14 protein-coding genes are annotated in these 18,392 nt (G+C 34.2%); 1 reads left to right on the forward strand and 13 read right to left on the reverse strand.

Annotated elements, in window-relative coordinates:
• Nucleotides 1-23: 23 nt before the first annotated feature.
• Both MUN68_RS07955 and MUN68_RS07960 read right to left on the reverse strand, forming a co-directional pair.
• The gene (locus MUN68_RS07955; protein ID WP_272792433.1) at nucleotides 24-197 is read right to left on the reverse strand and encodes a hypothetical protein; all 174 of its coding nucleotides are present in this window, start codon (nucleotides 195-197) and stop codon (nucleotides 24-26) included.
• 207 nt (nucleotides 198-404) lie between these two features.
• Nucleotides 405-1,046: a DUF6266 family protein gene (locus MUN68_RS07960; RefSeq protein WP_249997222.1), complete on the reverse strand. Its 642-nt coding sequence runs from the start codon at nucleotides 1,044-1,046 to the stop codon at nucleotides 405-407.
• Between the two features lie 407 nt (nucleotides 1,047-1,453).
• On the opposite strand from MUN68_RS07960, the gene MUN68_RS07965 reads away from it, so the two are divergent.
• Entirely contained in the window at nucleotides 1,454-2,494 is a 1,041-nt protein-coding gene (locus MUN68_RS07965; RefSeq protein ID WP_249997223.1) for a hypothetical protein, read from the forward strand.
• A 1,036-nt stretch (nucleotides 2,495-3,530) separates the two neighbouring features.
• Here MUN68_RS07965 and MUN68_RS07970 read toward each other — a convergent pair.
• From MUN68_RS07970 to MUN68_RS08020, 11 genes are all read right to left on the reverse strand, one after another.
• Nucleotides 3,531-3,971: a heavy-metal-associated domain-containing protein gene (locus tag MUN68_RS07970; RefSeq protein ID WP_249997224.1), complete on the reverse strand. Its 441-nt coding sequence runs from the start codon at nucleotides 3,969-3,971 to the stop codon at nucleotides 3,531-3,533.
• A 32-nt stretch (nucleotides 3,972-4,003) separates the two neighbouring features.
• The gene (locus MUN68_RS07975; protein WP_249997225.1) at nucleotides 4,004-5,782 is read right to left on the reverse strand and encodes an efflux RND transporter periplasmic adaptor subunit; all 1,779 of its coding nucleotides are present in this window, start codon (nucleotides 5,780-5,782) and stop codon (nucleotides 4,004-4,006) included.
• Nucleotides 5,772-6,254, reverse strand: a complete 483-nt coding sequence (locus MUN68_RS07980) for a DUF305 domain-containing protein (protein WP_249997226.1) — start codon at nucleotides 6,252-6,254, stop codon at nucleotides 5,772-5,774. Before MUN68_RS07980 ends, MUN68_RS07975 begins: the two co-directional genes overlap by 11 nt.
• Nucleotides 6,255-6,272: 18 nt before the next feature.
• Nucleotides 6,273-8,774, reverse strand: a complete 2,502-nt coding sequence (locus MUN68_RS07985; protein ID WP_249997227.1) for a heavy metal translocating P-type ATPase — start codon at nucleotides 8,772-8,774, stop codon at nucleotides 6,273-6,275.
• Nucleotides 8,775-8,863: 89 nt separating this feature from the next.
• Nucleotides 8,864-10,102 carry a TolC family protein gene (locus MUN68_RS07990; RefSeq protein ID WP_249997229.1) on the reverse strand — a complete coding sequence of 413 codons (1,239 nt, stop codon included), beginning with the start codon at nucleotides 10,100-10,102 and terminating at the stop codon, nucleotides 8,864-8,866.
• Nucleotides 10,099-13,806 (reverse strand): efflux RND transporter permease subunit, encoded by a 3,708-nt coding sequence (locus MUN68_RS07995; RefSeq protein ID WP_249997230.1) that lies wholly within the window; start codon nucleotides 13,804-13,806, stop codon nucleotides 10,099-10,101. The genes MUN68_RS07990 and MUN68_RS07995 overlap by 4 nt, the downstream gene beginning before the upstream one ends.
• Nucleotides 13,807-13,915: 109 nt before the next feature.
• Nucleotides 13,916-14,329 carry an HYC_CC_PP family protein gene (locus MUN68_RS08000; RefSeq protein ID WP_249997231.1) on the reverse strand — a complete coding sequence of 138 codons (414 nt, stop codon included), beginning with the start codon at nucleotides 14,327-14,329 and terminating at the stop codon, nucleotides 13,916-13,918.
• A 71-nt stretch (nucleotides 14,330-14,400) separates the two neighbouring features.
• Complete coding sequence (locus tag MUN68_RS08005; protein ID WP_249997232.1) at nucleotides 14,401-16,353, reverse strand: heavy metal translocating P-type ATPase; 1,953 nt, start codon at nucleotides 16,351-16,353, stop codon at nucleotides 14,401-14,403.
• Complete coding sequence (locus MUN68_RS08010) at nucleotides 16,350-16,712, reverse strand: DUF3703 domain-containing protein (RefSeq protein ID WP_249997234.1); 363 nt, start codon at nucleotides 16,710-16,712, stop codon at nucleotides 16,350-16,352. The genes MUN68_RS08005 and MUN68_RS08010 overlap by 4 nt, the downstream gene beginning before the upstream one ends.
• 55 nt (nucleotides 16,713-16,767) lie before the next feature.
• A complete protein-coding gene (locus tag MUN68_RS08015; protein ID WP_249997235.1) occupies nucleotides 16,768-17,184 on the reverse strand; it encodes a Fur family transcriptional regulator in 417 nt (138 codons plus the stop codon).
• Nucleotides 17,185-17,186: 2 nt separating this feature from the next.
• Complete coding sequence (locus tag MUN68_RS08020) at nucleotides 17,187-18,392, reverse strand: efflux RND transporter periplasmic adaptor subunit (protein ID WP_249997236.1); 1,206 nt, start codon at nucleotides 18,390-18,392, stop codon at nucleotides 17,187-17,189.

Raw genomic sequence — 18,392 nt, forward strand, 5'->3', positions numbered from 1 at the left:
ATCTGTTCAAGTGATTTATAAACCTAACAAATCGTATCATTTTCGTCAGTTCGAGTGATTGCGAGGAACGAGAAATCGTATCGAGAACCTATCACACCATCTACCTCAGTTAAAGTAATTTCTAAGACACAAGAAATCACACCACCTTCGTCAGTTCGAGTGATTCCGATACATGAGGAATCGTATCGAGAACCCATTACAAACTAAAAACAAACTAATTATTTCCCGATACAATATTTAACTAACCCTATATTCATTGGTATTGTAGCGTTTGGGCAACAAATAGGAAACAAAAAACACAAAATAAGAGAAGATTAGCAACAAACATTAATAATATTAATTACAAATATAGCATAAAAAAAACCACTCATAAAGAGTGGTTTTCATACATAAAACACCAAGCATTAATTAGCTGTTCCAGAGCCTAAATAAGTACTGTTTGATACTTGACTACCATCGGCAGTGATAAATGCCATAAATAGCTCCACTGTATCTCCTGCGTAGGTTGTTGGGATAGCAACAATTTGACTTCCTACTGTTCTGTCTGCTCCATCAGTTAAAGAAATAGATTCTTTCTTTGATGGATTGTAAACCAATAACATTGCTTTATCGGTGGCGTTCGCATTACCTTCAGCAGAGTTATCATCCCAGTTAAAAGTTACTTCTCCCGCAGTTGTAAGATCAGTAGTAGGGTTTAAAGCAGTCGATAAACCTCCTCTACTTACTAAAGCGTTAGCATAATCTACATTGAAGTTTGGCTCAACTCCACCAATAGCATTGTTTAACACATACGACATTGCAGCATTGAATGCTGTTTTCTTCACTGCTAAAAACTTATATCCTTTCTGGATAAAAGGTTTAACAGCTTGAATAAATTCTAAAGTCACTGTAAACTTATTTCTTTGGTTTACCTGACCTACAGTTCTTGGATTCGCTACACTTGAAGGTTTAATTCTAATGTAGTCAATTCCTTTCCAGCTTCCACCGATAATGTTTCCAACCTTACCTGAAAGCCCTCCTAAAATACCTTGAGCAATTTTACCCATAACATAAATGATTTAAATGAAACTTACTTTTCTTCGGACTTGGTACGGACTTAACACGAAGCTGTACCTTCCGCTGAAATATATGGCAAGTTTTATGCTATTCTTTCAATATGGGTTTTGTTGCTTTAGATTGCTTCTTTTTGCATCAGAAATAAAAAAACAATATTTTTTTTACAAAGAAAAAGAGAAAAAAGAAAGCAGTTCAATTGATGGCGTGGACATACTGTCAAGTTTTTTGGGAAAAATATTGCTATACAAAATAGCTATAGCAGGATTTGCCAAAAGTTGGGTGCAAAATTTTTTTCAAAACCCGTAGGGCTTGAACTTTATAGTATGATAGCGATGGATGAAGGAAGGCATCTAACTTTGCAATCTTTTTACTTAACTTTAAAATATAAAATAAACCTATGAATTGTAAATTATGTTTAGTTAAACCTGCTGACAAAAAAGGTTCACATATAGTACCTGCATTTATTTTAAAAACTCTATTTGAAAGAAATAAAGAGTTTGTAGTATCTATAGGAAGTGAAGCTGTTGAAAATCATATCGGACGAGAACTTACACCTGAACAAATTGAGGATTATATGGGAAGAGAATTGACCGATGAGGAAATTGATCAAAACTATATACCATTTATAGAAGACAATATCTTTTGTTCTGATTGTGAAAAAAAGTTAGGACATTTAGAATCTATGTATGCAGATAAAATCCATAAGCATTTAAGTAAAAAAGAGTGTGACAAGGATGAAATATTCACTTTTAATAATGATTTAGGACTTATATCTTTATTCTGGTATTCTGTTATATTAAGGTTTTCTTTAGCAACCCACAATAAATTCAAACTGAAAGATAAAGAACACAGAGCCATTAGAAACTATTTAAATAATAATCTTAAAGAAAATATACCTGAACTAAAAATTCACGTCGAAAAAAACATAAACTTAAACTGTCCTTATCCTCTTGGAATTTTTTTTAATTCAAATGCCATTAAAAGATTGTCAAGCAATTCTGTTTTAGAGATACCAAAATATAGAAATCCATATTTTTTATTGTTCAATGAATATATAATTATACTATATAATAAAGCCAGTCAAGTAAATGGAATGAAACATAGTTTTTTTGATTTAGAAAAATCTTTTGATCCATTAAGAAATATAAATTATAACAATAATGAAGAATGTAATATTTGTATTATTAGAAATGACGTTTGGGAAGGAATTAAAACGAATATATTTGAATTATTTGCAAAATTTAAACATCAAGAATTTATTGATATGTTCAGATTTGTAGCAGAATATTCAAATCTTGCCTTTACTAAAGCTAATATCGTACATTTTGTAAATCGGATTTTATATGAAGACTCACATATTGCAGATAGATATGATAGGACGCGTGTTCTAACAATTTTAGCTGAAGAATTAAATCAATTACCAAAAATAAGCAGGTAATCTAAAAGGCGCGAGCCGGCTGCGAGATGAGCAAGGGTGTTGTGGTAATAGCACGTTGCATTTTTTTTGCATAAGTGCGTACCACAGCAACGGTTTACCGCAAGGGTGGCGGATTTTTTGATTCTTATTTCGTGTCAGAAGGATTTTTATTGGTAGTTCAAAATAGTAATGTTTAGGCAAGTGCAAGGATTGAAGGAAGCAATGGAAGGTTTGGGAATAGTTTTCATTTAAGGTTTGCCGTATTTGACACGAAGTAATGAAGTTGAGGAAATGCCGTATTTGAAGAAAAATAGGAATTGAATTTGTCTGAAGGCAAACCGTAATGTAGAAACTATTGTGTGGTGGATGGAATTGCTGACTGAATGAGTTGCTCTTGTGTACTGCTTGCGAAATAGGATAATCCGCAGTATTCAATGAAGTTCAATTTATCTTATGATGCGAATATTTTAATTCAATAATCAAATATTGTTGATTTAACTGCGGTTATCTTATTTGCAAACTTGGGACGTTCAAAAAATGTGACACCCGTAGACCCACATACTTTATTAAATCAAATGTTATGACATTCTGTAATTTCAATTAATTCGCTAAACAATCTATTGAAGCGAAATTATATGTGGGTTTTGCCCGAAGCGACCCGCAGGCTCGCATAACATTAAGTAGCGGTTGCCCCTTAATAATTTCTAACAGCACAACGTGCTGACCTTATTGGGATTTTAAGGGGCAAAAGTAGCTACGGGTGAGGAAGGCGAGTAATGTGTGAAATAAAACAAATAAATAGTACCAACGAGGACGTGTCGCCGCAGTGGTACTATTTATGGTATATGCAAGCCCTTTTAACTTGAGAGCTTTTTGATTGTGAGATTGTCGATTACTACGTAATGACGATATATAAACAAACTGGCTTGCAGATATGTTTTATGGAACTAAATGGAACAACTGACGAACACCTTATTACCTGCTCACGGATTATACTATCATTACTGAATTGTGTAATAAAAAAAGAGCCCTAAAAAGGACTCTCAATTTGTAGATTCTAATGATCGTGATTTGTATCGTCATCATCTTTCATTTCACCAGATTGATTCATCATCATTTCGTGGTCGTATTTACAACAACCTGGTAAACCATCATATGCTTCTTCATCACCTGCTACTTTTTCGGTATCATATCCTGAAGCTGCGATTGCTTTATGGATTGCCATTGCATCGGTTTTTGTATCATCAAAAGACACATCAATCTTCTTTTTATCGACATCCCAATTAGCACTTGCTACACCTTCAACACCGTTAGCTGCTTTTTCGATAGTGTTTTTACACATTCCGCAATTTCCTCTTACACCAAAAGACAGGTCTGTCATTGCCATATCTTTTGACATTTCAGTAGTTGTGGTTTCTGTTTCTTTTTTGGTTTCGTTTTTACAACTTGTCAAACCTAATGCTGCTATTACAGCTACACTTAAAATTACTTTCTTCATTGTTTAAAATTTAATTGTTATTACTTGATTTATTATTCTATTACTTGTTTTACTTCACCACAGGTTAGCATTGCTTCGCCAAAATATGGATTGATTACTTTTTCTTCTTTACTCAACCAATATGCACCATTGTTGTTATCTGCCATTGGACAAAATTCCACATAGACCTTTTCATTAACACCAAACAATTGAACAGCATTGATTAGATGTGATGATAAATGTTTAAAATGGTCTCTTTGTGATTCTATATCGGACGTTTCAGAAATTGAAGTTGCAGAAGATTTTATTTCGCCTTCTAATGACATCCAATGGTTATGCGCCTTATTATCTGACAACAATTTCATATCTACTTTGTTCAATTTATTTAATAAAGTTGTTGCGTTTGCTGAAGTACTTTTTGAATCTTCTTTTACTAAAGCATCTTTTAAATTGATATACTCATTGAAAACAGCTTTTAACTGCTCTTGAAATTTCGCTGATACTTTCAAACGCTCATTCATATTAGTGTGGTCACTTTCTTTGTTAGATGCATTGTTATCCATACCTAAATGACCTTCGTGTCCAGTCATTACTTTACCACCATCTTTATTCATCATAGACTTTTTGCCTTGTAATTGTGCTGCTGCATCAACCGTAAATGTACCGTTAGTCACTATTTCATTTCCAACAAATAAACCTTCTACAACTTCATATTCATTACCAATTTGATTGCCTAATTTAATTTCACGCATTTCAAAAATAGGTTGGTCTGGATTTGTTTTAAGGTACACCACAGAACGTTCACCTGTCCATAACACAGAAGATGCAGGAATTGTTAATACTTCGTCATTTTTAGCTGTACTGCCTTCAATATTTGCGGTTACAAACATTCCTGGTTTAAATACATCGTCCTTATTGCTTAAAACAATACGTAAGGTTACAGTTCTTGTTTTCGTGTTTAAAACTGGGTCAATGAAATCAACTTTACCTTTAAACTCTTTATTAGGATAAGCATTGGTTGTTATCATCACTTCCTGTCCTTTTTTAAAGCGGTCAATCTGATTTTCATACACATCAAAATTTCCCCAAACCGTGTTTAGATTAGCAATTTTAAGTAAGGGTTGTCCTTGTTTAATGTAATCGCCTTGCTCTACCAATTTTTCTGTAACAGTACCCGAAAAGGTTGCATAAACAGGAAAGTTTTCTTTCACTTTTCCTGTTTCTTCAATCTGATTGATTTGATTTTCAGAAAGCTTCCATAATTTCAACTTATTACGGACTGCTTTGTATAAAGCAGGTTGTGATTCTTTTAAAGATGCTGCTGTAATCAGTTCCTGTTGTGCTGCATAGAGTTCTGGCGAATAAATGGTTGCCAATAATTGACCTTTACGAACTTCTTCGCCTGTAAAACTCACATTCAAACGTTCAATTCTTCCAGCGAAATAACTTACCTGTACTGCATTGGCTTCTTCGTTTTCAGCAATTTTACCAGATAATTTGATAGTATTGCCTTCAACATTGCCTTTACCAACAATAGATGTTTGAATATTAGCTAAAGCCATTGCGTTTTTAGTCAATTTGAATTGGTCTGCTAACAAGCCATCACTTCCATTTTCCGCAGGAATTAAATCCATTCCACAAATAGGACAATCGCCTGGTTCTGGTTGCATAATTTGTGGATGCATAGAACACGTCCACAGTTGATTGGTTTCTGAAATGGCATCGTGATTATGTTCTGTATCTTTTTTTGATGAACCACCAAAAAGCAACCAACCCAATAACACACCTACTACGAGTATGCCAATATATATGACTATTTTATTATTTTTCATTCTCTAATCGTTTTATTATTGCTTTCATTTCTTCTATTTCTTTACGTTGTGCTTTTATAATGTCTTCTGCTAATTTCTTAACTTCTGGGTCTTGAATATCTGCTCTTTCACTTGTTAAAATAGCGATAGAATGATGTGGTATCATTGCTTTCATCCAAAGGACATCACCAATAATTGGTGCTTGTGTTCTTACCAACCCTAATGCACCTACAAACAGTATAAAACTACCTGCGAGTATGGCGATATTCTTCTTTTTATCATTATACATTTTTCGCATAAAAAACCACATTATTACTGCCATTGTTGAAATTCCTAAACACGTCATATAGAATCGTGTTAGACTAAACCATACGTGGTCTATGGAATAGGTGTTTAAATACATTGTGATGTACATTGCTACAAATGAGCAAGCCAACATTATAAAGAAGGTTTTGTAATTTCCTTTGTTTGAGTGTTCTTTTGAATTTTCCATATTTTTTTGATTTTATAGTTAAACTTTAATTGTTCTTAATCGTAGTGCGTTTGCTATTACCGAAACCGAACTAAAACTCATTGCTAAAGCTGCTATCATTGGCGAGAGTAGTATTCCGAAGAATGGAAACAACACACCTGCTGCAATAGGCACACCAAAAGTGTTGTAGATAAGTGCAAAAAATAGGTTTTGCTTAATGTTCTTCATTACAGCATTACTTAAATTTTTTGCTTTTACAATACCGTGTAAATCGCCTTTTACTAACGTTATCATTGCACTTTCTATCGCTACATCTGTTCCTGTTCCCATTGCAATACCTACATCACTTTTTGCCAATGCTGGTGCATCATTAATTCCATCACCTGCCATAGCAACTACTTTTCCATTTTTTTGTAGTTTCTCTACTTCTTTGAGTTTGTCTTCTGGTAGCATACTGGCTTTAAAATCTGCCAAATTTAGTTCTGATGCTACTGCTTGTGCTGTATCGTGATTATCACCTGTAAGCATTATCACATCAATGCCTTTATCTTGAAGTGCTTTAATCGCTTTAGCACTTGTTTCTTTTATCTTATCGCCTATAACTACATATCCAACTACGGTTTCATCTATTGACAAATAAGAAACTGTTTTGCCTTGTTTTTGGTAAGATTTAGCTTCGTCTTTCATTTTAGAGGTAATATCTGCTTTGGCATATTCCATCATTTTAGGATTACCTAATGCTACATTTTTTCCATCAATTTTAGCTTCAACACCTTTTCCTGTAACAGCACTAAAATCTTCGGACTTTAAAATTTCTGCGTTGTGTTCTTTGCCATATTTAACTGTCGCTTCTGCTAAAGGATGTTCGCTATTTGTATTTAATGACACGATGTATTGTAACACTTCTTTTTCGCTTAAAACAGCATTAAAAGCACCAACGGTTTCAACTGTTGGTTTTCCTTCGGTAATTGTGCCTGTCTTGTCAACGATAAGCGTATTTACCTTATCCATTTTTTCAAGAGCTTCGGCATTTTTAATCAATACACCATTTTGAGCACCTTTACCCACACCAACCATCACAGACATTGGTGTTGCTAAACCTAAAGCGCAAGGACACGCAATGATTAGTACTGCAATTGCATTCACAAACGCATACACATAAACTGGTTCTGGTCCCCAAATAGACCATACAATAAATGTGATAATAGAAATAAGAACTACAACTGGTACAAAATAACCTGAAACTTTATCTGCTAAATTTTGAATAGGTGCACGACTTCTACTGGCATCATTAACCATATGAATGATTTGTGATAAAAGCGTGTCACTTCCTACTTTTTCAGCTTTCATTAAAAAGGTTTTATTCCCATTAATTGTTCCGCTACTTACTTTATCTTCTTGAGATTTGTTTACAGGAATAGGTTCACCTGTAATCATAGATTCGTCAATGGTTGTTTCGCCTTCAGTTATCACACCATCTACAGGAATTTTATCTCCTGGTTTCACTTTTAGAATATCGTTGAGTTCTATCTCGTCAATACTGACTTCAACTTCTTCACCATCTACTAATTTTATGGCTTTATTCGGTGCTAACTTTAGTAACTCTTTTACTGCCGAATTGGTTTTACTATGTGCGCGAGCTTCTAATAATTGACCTAAAAGTACTAATGTTAGAATTACCGTTGCTGCTTCAAAATAGACGTGAACTGCACCTGATTCAGTTTTAAATTGTTCAGGAAATACATCTGGAAACAACATCCCAAATACACTAAATAACCAAGCCACACCTGCACCGATTCCAATGAGTGTAAACATATTGAGATTCCAAGTTTTTATGCTTCTATAAGCACGCTCAAAGAACATCCACGTAGCGTAAAAGACAACTGGAATGGATAAAGCAAACTGAATCCAGTTCCAATATTTCTGTTCCATTATATCGTATAATGGATTATTATTAAGCATTTCGCTCATAGCAATTAAGAAAATAGGTAATGTGAATACAGATGCTATCCAAAATTTCTTTAATAGCTTCTTATACGTTTTTTCTTCTGCTGAACTATCTACTTCCATTGGCACTAAATCCATCCCACAAATAGGACACGAACCTGCTTCGTCTTTGACAATTTTTGGATGCATAGGGCACGTCCATTGTTCTGCTGAAGCTGTGGATAGATTTTGTTCTTCCACCAAATCCATTCCGCAAACAGGACAATCGCCTGGTTCATCATAAGTTTTATCGTCTTCGCAATGCATAGGACAATAAAATGTGCCTGTGCCTTTTCCTTTTGGTTGCTCTTTCTTTTTATCATTTGAATGTTGATGTTGTTCACCTTGTTTATGAATACTGTATCTATCACCATCCTTTTTTAAGGCTTCTTGAAACTTTTCTATAGGAATATGCGATTCCATTTCGATGGTAGCTTCTGCCTTATCTAAATCGACTGTTGCTTTTAAAACACCTTCTATTTTAGAGAGCGTTTCTTCAACGTGACTGCGACAACCGTTGCAAGTCATTCCGTGTATATGATATGTGTGTTTCATCTGTTGTTATTTATTTTTTAATGGTCAGATGTAATTCGCTTATAAAAATCTTGAATAGTTTTATAATAATAATACATCCGCTCATTTCATTATTGCTGTGTTAAATAATTAATGATTGTACTTTGCACATAGTAGGTCTTCACAGATTCTATTTGGTTCATTTGAAACTTTAGCTGCAACTCTTGAATATCCAAAACATCATTAAAATCTATCGTTCCTGTTTCATAGCTTTTGATTAAAATACCTTCTGCATCTTTAGCTTGCTTTAGGTTTTTGGTTTGGGTAGCATAACTTATTCTTGCAGAAATGCCTTCGTTAATCGCTTTGTCTAAAAGAGTTTCCAAAGTATTTAAGCGTTCCTGTTTTTGAGCAGTAATTTCTTGCTGTTGCAACTCATTCTGCTTGGTTTGCGATTTATATTTCTTATTGAAAATTGGGATAGATACCGAAACCATTGGCATCACAATGTCCTTTCCGTTATCACTAAAATCCATATTTGGCCTTTCAGCAACATTGATATAATCTAATCCAAAACCAATCATTGGACTGCTTTCTTTTTGATTCAATAATTCTGATTGTTCTATGGATTGATACAGTTTATCATATTTTAGCAATTCAGGATGTAATGCTAAATTTTCAGAAGTAATATCAAAGTCTTCAGAAGGTATCATTAAACTATCTACTACATTCACGGTAACATCATTATCTCTATTCAATAGATTATTGAAGTTAGTTTGTTCTGCTAAAAATTGTTGTTGCAATACATCTTTTAGTTGTTGCATTTCGTTTTGGCGCATTTGTAAACGCAATACATCTACTGCGGATGCTTTACCAACCTCAACAGATGTTAGTGCTAATGTTTCGTAAGTTTCTAATAGTTTGATGTTTTCAGTTAAAACCTCTTGCTTTGCTTTGTTGGCGTATAGATTATAATAGGATTGTGATACCGAAGCCATTAGTTTTCGCTTTGCGATAACAATGTCCTCGTATTTAGCATCTGCCAATGAACTTACATAGTTTTCTCTCGATGTAATGGTTCCGAACCACGGTAACATTTGTTTAGCAGATACTTTAAAGCGTTGTGCACCTGTTCTGGTTTCCGGTTCACTTACAAAGTAACCAACACCAAATTCGGTATTAGGAATGGTATTGACTTCGTTTACTTTTTCAGAAGCTCTTTTGTATTGTAACTCAAACTTTTGAATTTCTGGATTGTTTGTTAATGCTTCATCTATAAGTGTTTCTAATTGTTGTGCATTTCCAATGAGAACAAAGAATAACGAACAAAGAATAAAGACTGATTTTATGTGTGATTTTATTTGTTTCATTTTACAGTTCTTTTAAGTTGAAATTCGGCTTTCCAGCTATATAATACTGGAACAACAAATAAGGTTATTAAGGCTATAAGCATTCCACCAAAACTTGGTATTGCCATAGGTATCATTATATCACTTCCTCGACCTGTAGAGGTTAATACTGGTAATAATGCTAAAATGGTTGTAGCTGTAGTCATTAAACAGGGTCTGATACGTTTTTCTCCTGCTTCCACTATGGATGCTCTAATTTCCTTTTTATTCTCTGGTGTGTTTCTATCAAATGTTTGCGTTAAATAGGTTGCCATTACTACACCATCATCTGTTGCAATACCGAAGAGCGCAATAAATCCAACCCAAACTGCTACACTTAAATTAATAGGATGCATCTGGAATAAGTCTCGCATATTTTCGCCAAAGAAATTGAAGTTTAAAAACCAATCTTGGCCATAGAGCCAAATCATTATAAAACCACCTGCAAACGCTACTGCGATACCTGTGAATACCATTAAGGACGTACCAACCGAACGGAACTGGAAATACAGAATTAAGAAAATGATTGCCAATGCTAACGGTACAACAACCGATAAGGTTTTTTCTGCTCGTAACTGATTTTCATACGTTCCTGTGAATGCATAGTTGATTCCTTTTGGAACTATCAATTCACCAGAATCTATCTTTTCTTGGATTAGTGCTTGTGCATTTTCTACGACATTGACTTCTGCAAAACCATCCATTTTATCAAACAATACATAACCTACTAAAAAAGTATCTTCACTTTTAATGACTTGTGGACCTTGTTCGTATCTTATAGTTGCCAATTCGCTTAATGGCACAGGACTACCCTTTTCAACTGGTACATAAATCTGTTGTAAGTCTGTTGGGTTTGCACGTAATTCTCTTGGGTATCGTACTCGAACACCATATCGCTCTCGACCTTCTACCGTTTGGGTTAAGACCATACCACCAACTGCTACTTTTAATACATCTTGAACATCTTGTATCGAAATGCCATAACGTGCAATTTTCTCTCTATCAATATCAATTAACAAATAGGGTTTACCAACAATACGGTCTGCAAAAACAGCTTCTTTTTTAACACCTTCAGCTTCCTTGATGATGTTTTCTAATTGCACACCAAACGCTTCAATCTGCTTTAAGTCTTGACCTTTTACTTTAATTCCCATAGGTGCTCGCATTCCTGTTTGAAGCATCACTAATCGGGTTTCAATAGGTTGTAGTTTTGGTGCTGAAGTAACACCTGGTAACTTTGTAACTCTTACGATTTCATTCCAAATATCGTCTGGTGACTGTATTTCTGGTCGCCAATTACGATAGTACTCGCCATCATCATCTTCAATTAATTGAGACCTTTTTATAGTGCTAAAAATGACGTTTTCGGAATTATTAGGATTAGAAACCAAACGACCATCCTTCAATTCAAAGAAGCCATCATCATTTACTTTGTAGCGTTGGCGTACTCCGTTTTCATTCAGCATATATTCTGGTTTATACTGAATCATATTCTCGTACATTGATAGTGGTGCTGGGTCTAAAGCTGATTCTGTTCTTCCTGCCTTACCAACTACGGTTTCAATCTCTGGAATACTGGCTACTGCCATATCTAATTGCTGTAAAACACGTTTGTTTTCTTCTACGCCAGAATGTGGCATCGAGGTTGGCATTAGTAGAAATGAGCCTTCATTTAATGAGGGCATAAACTCTTTGCCTGTATTTTTCATAATGAAAAATCCTGCGATGACAATAGCAGTTGGAACAGATAAAAACAATAGTTTGTTATCTAAACACCACCTTAAAATACGTGTGTAGTATTTTATAAATAATGAGAAAACACCTAATAAACCAAAGCAAATAACACTCACAAAAATGAGATTCCAAAAAATGCTTTTATCAACGCCTAATGGTCTCCAGTATTCGGCTAACAAGAACACAATAGCTGATACGGAAATAATAATATTGATAAGATTAGCTTGTTTCTCTGTTATCTTATTTTGAAGATTGAGAAGTGCTGTAATTCCAAACGCTATCAAAATCAATCCTAACCAATACCCATAAATTATGGCAGCGATTCCTAATGCCATTAAGACACCATTTAAAACATATTTAAAAGTGTTTTTAATGTTTTTCTTTCTGAATAAAAATGCAGCAAACGGTGGAATTAAAAATAACGCCACGATTATAGAAGCTGTTAGTGCAAAAGTCTTTGTGAAGGCTAATGGTCTGAATAGTTTTCCTTCCGCTCCAATCATTGTAAATACAGGAATGAAACTGATAATAGTTGTCATAACTGCGGTCACGATTGCGCCAGATACTTCAGCTGTTGCGTTATAAACTACCGTATTAGTGGATTGTGTTCCATCATCTTCATCTAAATGCCGAATGATATTTTCTGATAGTATGACACCAACATCGACCATTGTACCGATAGCAATAGCAATACCTGATAAAGCGACAATGTTGGCATCTACACCAAAGAGTTTCATTGCAATAAATACCATTAAAACTGCAACAGGTAATAGTCCAGAAATTAGTACGGAAGCTCGAAGATTAAACACCATAATAATTATTACTAAAATGGTAATCAATATTTCAAGAGTTAAGGCTTCGTTAAGTGTGCCTAATGTTTCTTGTATCAATTCTGTTCTATCGTAAAAAGGCACTATGGTTACTTGTGAGGTTCTACCATCCGCTAATACTTTTGAAGGTAATCCTGCACTTAATTCATTAATTTTTTCCTTTACGTTATTAATGACTTCCATTGGGTTTGCGCCATAACGAGCCACCACAACAGCACCAACAACCTCTGCACCTTCTTTATCTAATAATCCACGTCTTGTTGCAGGACCTAATGAAACTTTACCAATATCCTTTATCCTAATTGAAGTATAATCTTCTGAAGTGACTACTGCATTTTCGATGTCTGAAATGGATTTCACATAACCCAAACCACGAACTAAATATTCGGCTTGGTTAATTTCCAAAGTCTGTGCACCAATGTCTTTATTGCTTTCCTTAACTGCTTTTACAACGTGATGTAATCCAATATTATACTGACGCATTAGTTCTGGATTCACGTCCACTTGATATTCTTGAACATAGCCACCAATAGAAGCAACCTCTGAAACACCACTTGCAGAGGACAGCGCATACTTTACATAGTAATCCTGAATACTGCGTAACTCTTGCAAATCCCAACCACCAGTTACATTTCCGTTTTCGTCACGACCTTCAAGCGTGTACCAAAATATTTGTCCTAATCCTGTAGCATCTGGACCCAATGCAGGATTAACACCTTCGGGTAATAAACCACTTGGTAAGGAATTAAGTTTTTCGAGAATACGACTTCTACTCCAGTAAAATTCTATGTCTTCTTCAAAAATGATATAGATACTTGAAAAGCCGAACATAGAAGAACTACGAATGGTTTTTACTCCAGGAATCCCTAACAAGGATGTGGTTAATGGATATGTAATTTGGTCTTCTATATCTTGTGGTGAGCGACCATCCCATTTTGTAAAAACGATTTGTTGGTTTTCTCCTATATCTGGTATGGCATCTACAGCAACTGGATTACTTGGTAAGAAACCTGTATCCCAATTAAAAGGTGCATTAACCGTTCCCCATCCTACAAAAAGGACGAGTAGCAGAACTGCAACGAGTTTATTTTCTATTAAAAATTTGATGCTTTTATTGAGCATTGGCTTTGATTATTAAACAGTTAGACAATGGTGTAAGGAAAACACCGAATACAGCGAATTATCCTTACGAAATTGCAGTCATAGGATAAAAAATTCTATTGTTTAAAAATCAAATTAAGTATGTTTCGTCAATCTTGTAGAGTTGCCTTATGACGAGTGGCGGTTTATATTCTTCGTAAGTAGAAACGTTATTTTCTAAACCTTCAAAAAGGTTAATGTAAGTGTAAACAAATGAAGCTATAAATAGGTGTTGCTCAAACGTGATTTTATCAACTTGCAATTGCAATTCGTCTTGACCTTCAATTGCTAATTGTTCATCATCACAACAATTTTTCTTGGTAATAGAACATCCTTCGGTTGAAGGCTTTTCCATTTCCATTCCGCACCCTTTGGCTTTTTGAAAGATAGCAGTTTCTACTAACGTATCTCCACAATAATGCATATTCAAAGTAAATGACATTGTAGAGAATAACACTACAAAAGCCATTGTTAAAGACATTATTTTATGGAAAAATTGCTTCATATTGATTGCGAAGTTACGAAATTTTAACAACTATTGATTCTGTTTAACAGAAGTTTAATTGACTAATCTGCTTAATCCCAAGTCATTTTCTGCAAGCGAACCGCATTTAATATTGCTAAAAGTGCAACACCAACATCTGCAAAAACTGCTTCCCACATTGTTGCCAAACCTCCTGCTCCTAAAATCAATACAATTACTTTGACACCAAATGCCAAAATAATATTTTGCCAAACAATTTTTCTTGTGGAACGACTTATTTTAATCGCCTTTACCACTTTTGAAGGTTGGTCTGTTTGAATAATAACATCTGCTGTTTCAATAGCTACATCACTTCCTAAACCACCCATTGCGATCCCTACATCACTTGCTGCTAAAACTGGTGCGTCATTAATACCATCACCTATAAAAGCTATTTTGTTTGCTGGATTTTTCTTTAAAATTTCAACTTCGTTTAATTTATCTTCTGGTAATAATCCACCTTTAGCATTTTTAATATTCAATTCTTTTGCGACTTGTTGGGTAATGGAATCTTTATCTCCAGAAAGCATCATTATATTATTAATACCAACTTTATGTAAGGCTGTAATTGTTTCTTTGGCATCTTCTTTTAATTCGTCTGCTATTACCACATAACCAGCGAACTTATTATCTATTGCTACTAAAACTATAGATTCTACAATAGATTCCGTTTCCGTTGGAACCTCAATATTATTGGCAGTCATTAAGGCTTTATTTCCTACTAAAACTGTTTTACCATTTACAATGCCTCTTAAACCTTTTCCTGCAATTTCAGAAACGTCTTGTGCTTCAAAATCTTCTCCTTCTGCTTTATACTCTAAAATTGCTTTAGCAATTGGATGCGTGGATTGCTCTTCCATCGCCATTAAATATTGCATAAATTCGGTTTCTTTCCAATCAATTGCTTTTACTTCTTTGATTTTGAAAACTCCTTTGGTAACCGTTCCTGTCTTATCCATTACCAAGGTGTTTATTTTGGTCATTGCATCTAAAAACGAAGCTCCTTTAAATAAAATTCCGTTTTTTGAAGCTGCTCCCAATCCTCCGAAATAACCCAATGGAATAGAAATTACCAAAGCACAAGGACAAGAAATCACAAGAAAAATTAAAGCTCTGTATAACCAATCTCTAAAGACATAATCATCTACAAAAAAGTATGGTAGAAACGTAACACCTATTGCTAAAAACACAACTATTGGCGTGTAGATACGTGCAAATTTTCTAATGAATAATTCTGTTTTAGATTTTCGAGCTGTGGCGTTCTGTACCATATCCAAAATTCTTGCAATGGAACTGTCTTTAAATTCTTTGGTGGTTTCTATTTCAATTACACCGTCCAAATTAATGCTGCCTGCAAAAACTTTTTCACCTTTTGCAATCGTATCAGGTTTACTTTCTCCTGTTAATGCAGCTGTGTTGAATGAACCTTTTTTGGAAAGTAGAATACCATCTAAAGGAATTTTTTCTCCCACACGCACTTGCACTTTTTCGCCAATTTCAACCGTTTCTGGACTCACAGACACATAATCATTGTTGCGATATACCAGAGCTTCATTTGGTCTTACATCAAGTAAGGCTTTTATATTTCCTTTTGCTCTGTTAACAGCTGCATTTTGAAATAGTTCCCCAACTGCGTAAAACAACATTACTGCAACACCTTCAGGATATTCGCCAATAATAAACGCACCAATAGTAGCAATGGACATTAAAAAGAACTCTGTAAACACATCTCCTTTTTTAATACTTTCCCATCCTTCTTTTACTACAGGAAGACCTACTGGCAAATATGCTATACCATACCATACAATACGCAACCAATCTTTAAAAAATGCAACATCAAAATAATCTAAAGCAATGCCAATAATTAGCATTGTAAAACTTATGATTGCTGGAATATAGGCTTTAATTTGACTTGAATTGCCACTATGATCGTGACCATCATCGTGACTATGTTGTTCTTCTGAATCTGGTTTTAAATCTCTTAAATTGACTTTCTTTTTTTTCATTTTGAATTGAATAAATTTTTAATATCATTAGGAATAGGCATACGTTTTAATGGTGGTACATTTGCACCTCCTGTATTGCCGATTGGTATGTGATTAATGAACGATTTCCAACCTCCAACAATTAATCTTATTATTTGTCCAAATACTTCTTTGGTGTTTTTTTGCATTAAGCCAAACTTTAGCATTAACCAATGTGAATAGGTATGCTCAATAGGATAAGATTGACCTATAATGTGACTTCTTTCTAAATGATACCACGCATTAGTAAAATCACTGTTAGCCAAAGCAACTTCATATAAACCAAGTTCTTTATTATAAGCATCTTTTAAATACTTTGGTATTTTATAATTCAGTTTCATTATTATCTCATTTGATTGTAAAAATATAATACCAATACGTGCAATGGAAGTGCAATTATTGTCCACTACATTTATCACAAATACCTTTTACCACCAAGTTTACGTTTTCTGACACAAAACCATCTGGTACTTTTATTAAAGGGATTTTATGTTCTGTTAAGCAAATAGTTTCATTACAGTTATTGCAATGAAAATGCAAATGCAAATCAGTTTCAATTTCACAATTACATCCGTTTTCACACAGAGCATATTTAGTAATTCCTGTACCATCGTCTATTTGATGCACTATCGCTTTTTCCTCAAATGTTTTAATAGTTCTGTACAATGTGGTTCTATCTGCTTTTTCAAAAGCATTTTCTATATCACTTAATGTTACTGCTATTTGTTTATTTGCAAGAAACTTATAAATCAATAAACGCATTGCCGTAACCCGTATATCTTTTGACTCTAAAAATTGTTCTATTGTTTGCATAATTAATGTTCGTGTTCTGTTTCGCCTTTTTTCATTTCTGCTATAAGGTAGTAAGCATTATTATAAGCGAATTTTGTATTTGGCTTTATATCTACAGAAAATTGAACTGCTATCCAATTACCATCTTTTGCCCCTAATAGCACTTCTATAGGTTTAAAACTCCAGTCTTCATTTTCTTTTTCCGCCGAAAACACGAAAAACCTATCGCCTTCTTTTACTATGGCACTTTCGGGCAACGCCATAGTTTTCGTATTTTCTGTTTGGATTTTTCCTTGAATATACATTCCAGGAATAAGAATGCCTTTTTTATTCTCAATTTCTGCGTGTACGTGTACCGCTTTAGGATTGTCTTCGAAAGTTTTACTTACCGAATAAATTTCAGCTGTTAATTCTTCATCTTGCATTGTTTGTACATTAAAGGTTACTTTTTGACCTTTCTTAACTTTATACACATCTTTTTCAAACACCATTAAATCAGCGTGAACGTGATGTGTATTTACTATTTCAAAGAGTTCGGTTTGAGGTTCAACATATTGTCCTGTTTTTACTTCTACTTTTTGCACATAGCCTTCAATAGGACTGCGTAGTGAAATACGTTGTGCAATACTACCATTGCGAACCGACGTTGCACTAATATTTAATAATTGTAATTGAGCTGCCATTCCTTGAACCATTGCCTTTGAGGCTTCATATTCTGCTTCAGCTTTTTGGTAATTTGCACCAGATCCTACACCTGCATCGTACAATTTTTGTTGACGCTCATAATTCTTCTTTAAAAAATTACTATCACTATAGGCATTTAAATAATTGGTTTGCATTTGAATAATATTTGGATGTGAAAGATATGCCACTACTTGACCTTTATTCACTTTATCCCCTTCAATCACTTCAATAGAAACTACATTAGCACCAATTACTGATGTTATAGCAGCCTCGTTTTGTGGTGGTACTTCTAAAGTTCCATTGGCTTCCACATAACCACTCATATTGCGTGAAGCAATGGTATCTATTTTCATTTTTAAGGCTTCAAACTGTTGTTGTGAAAGCATCACTTCTTCGTCTTCTTTATGGTCATCGTTTTCTTCAGTATTTTGTTCTTCGTTATGCGAATTGCCATTGTCTTCTTTGTGGCTTTCTTTATTTCCGCAAGCAGAAACAAAAATGGATAACATTATTATGGCTAAAAATTTATATAATCTATTTTTCAT

The organism is Psychroserpens ponticola (genome assembly GCF_023556315.2).
Lineage (GTDB): Bacteria > Bacteroidota > Bacteroidia > Flavobacteriales > Flavobacteriaceae > Psychroserpens > Psychroserpens ponticola.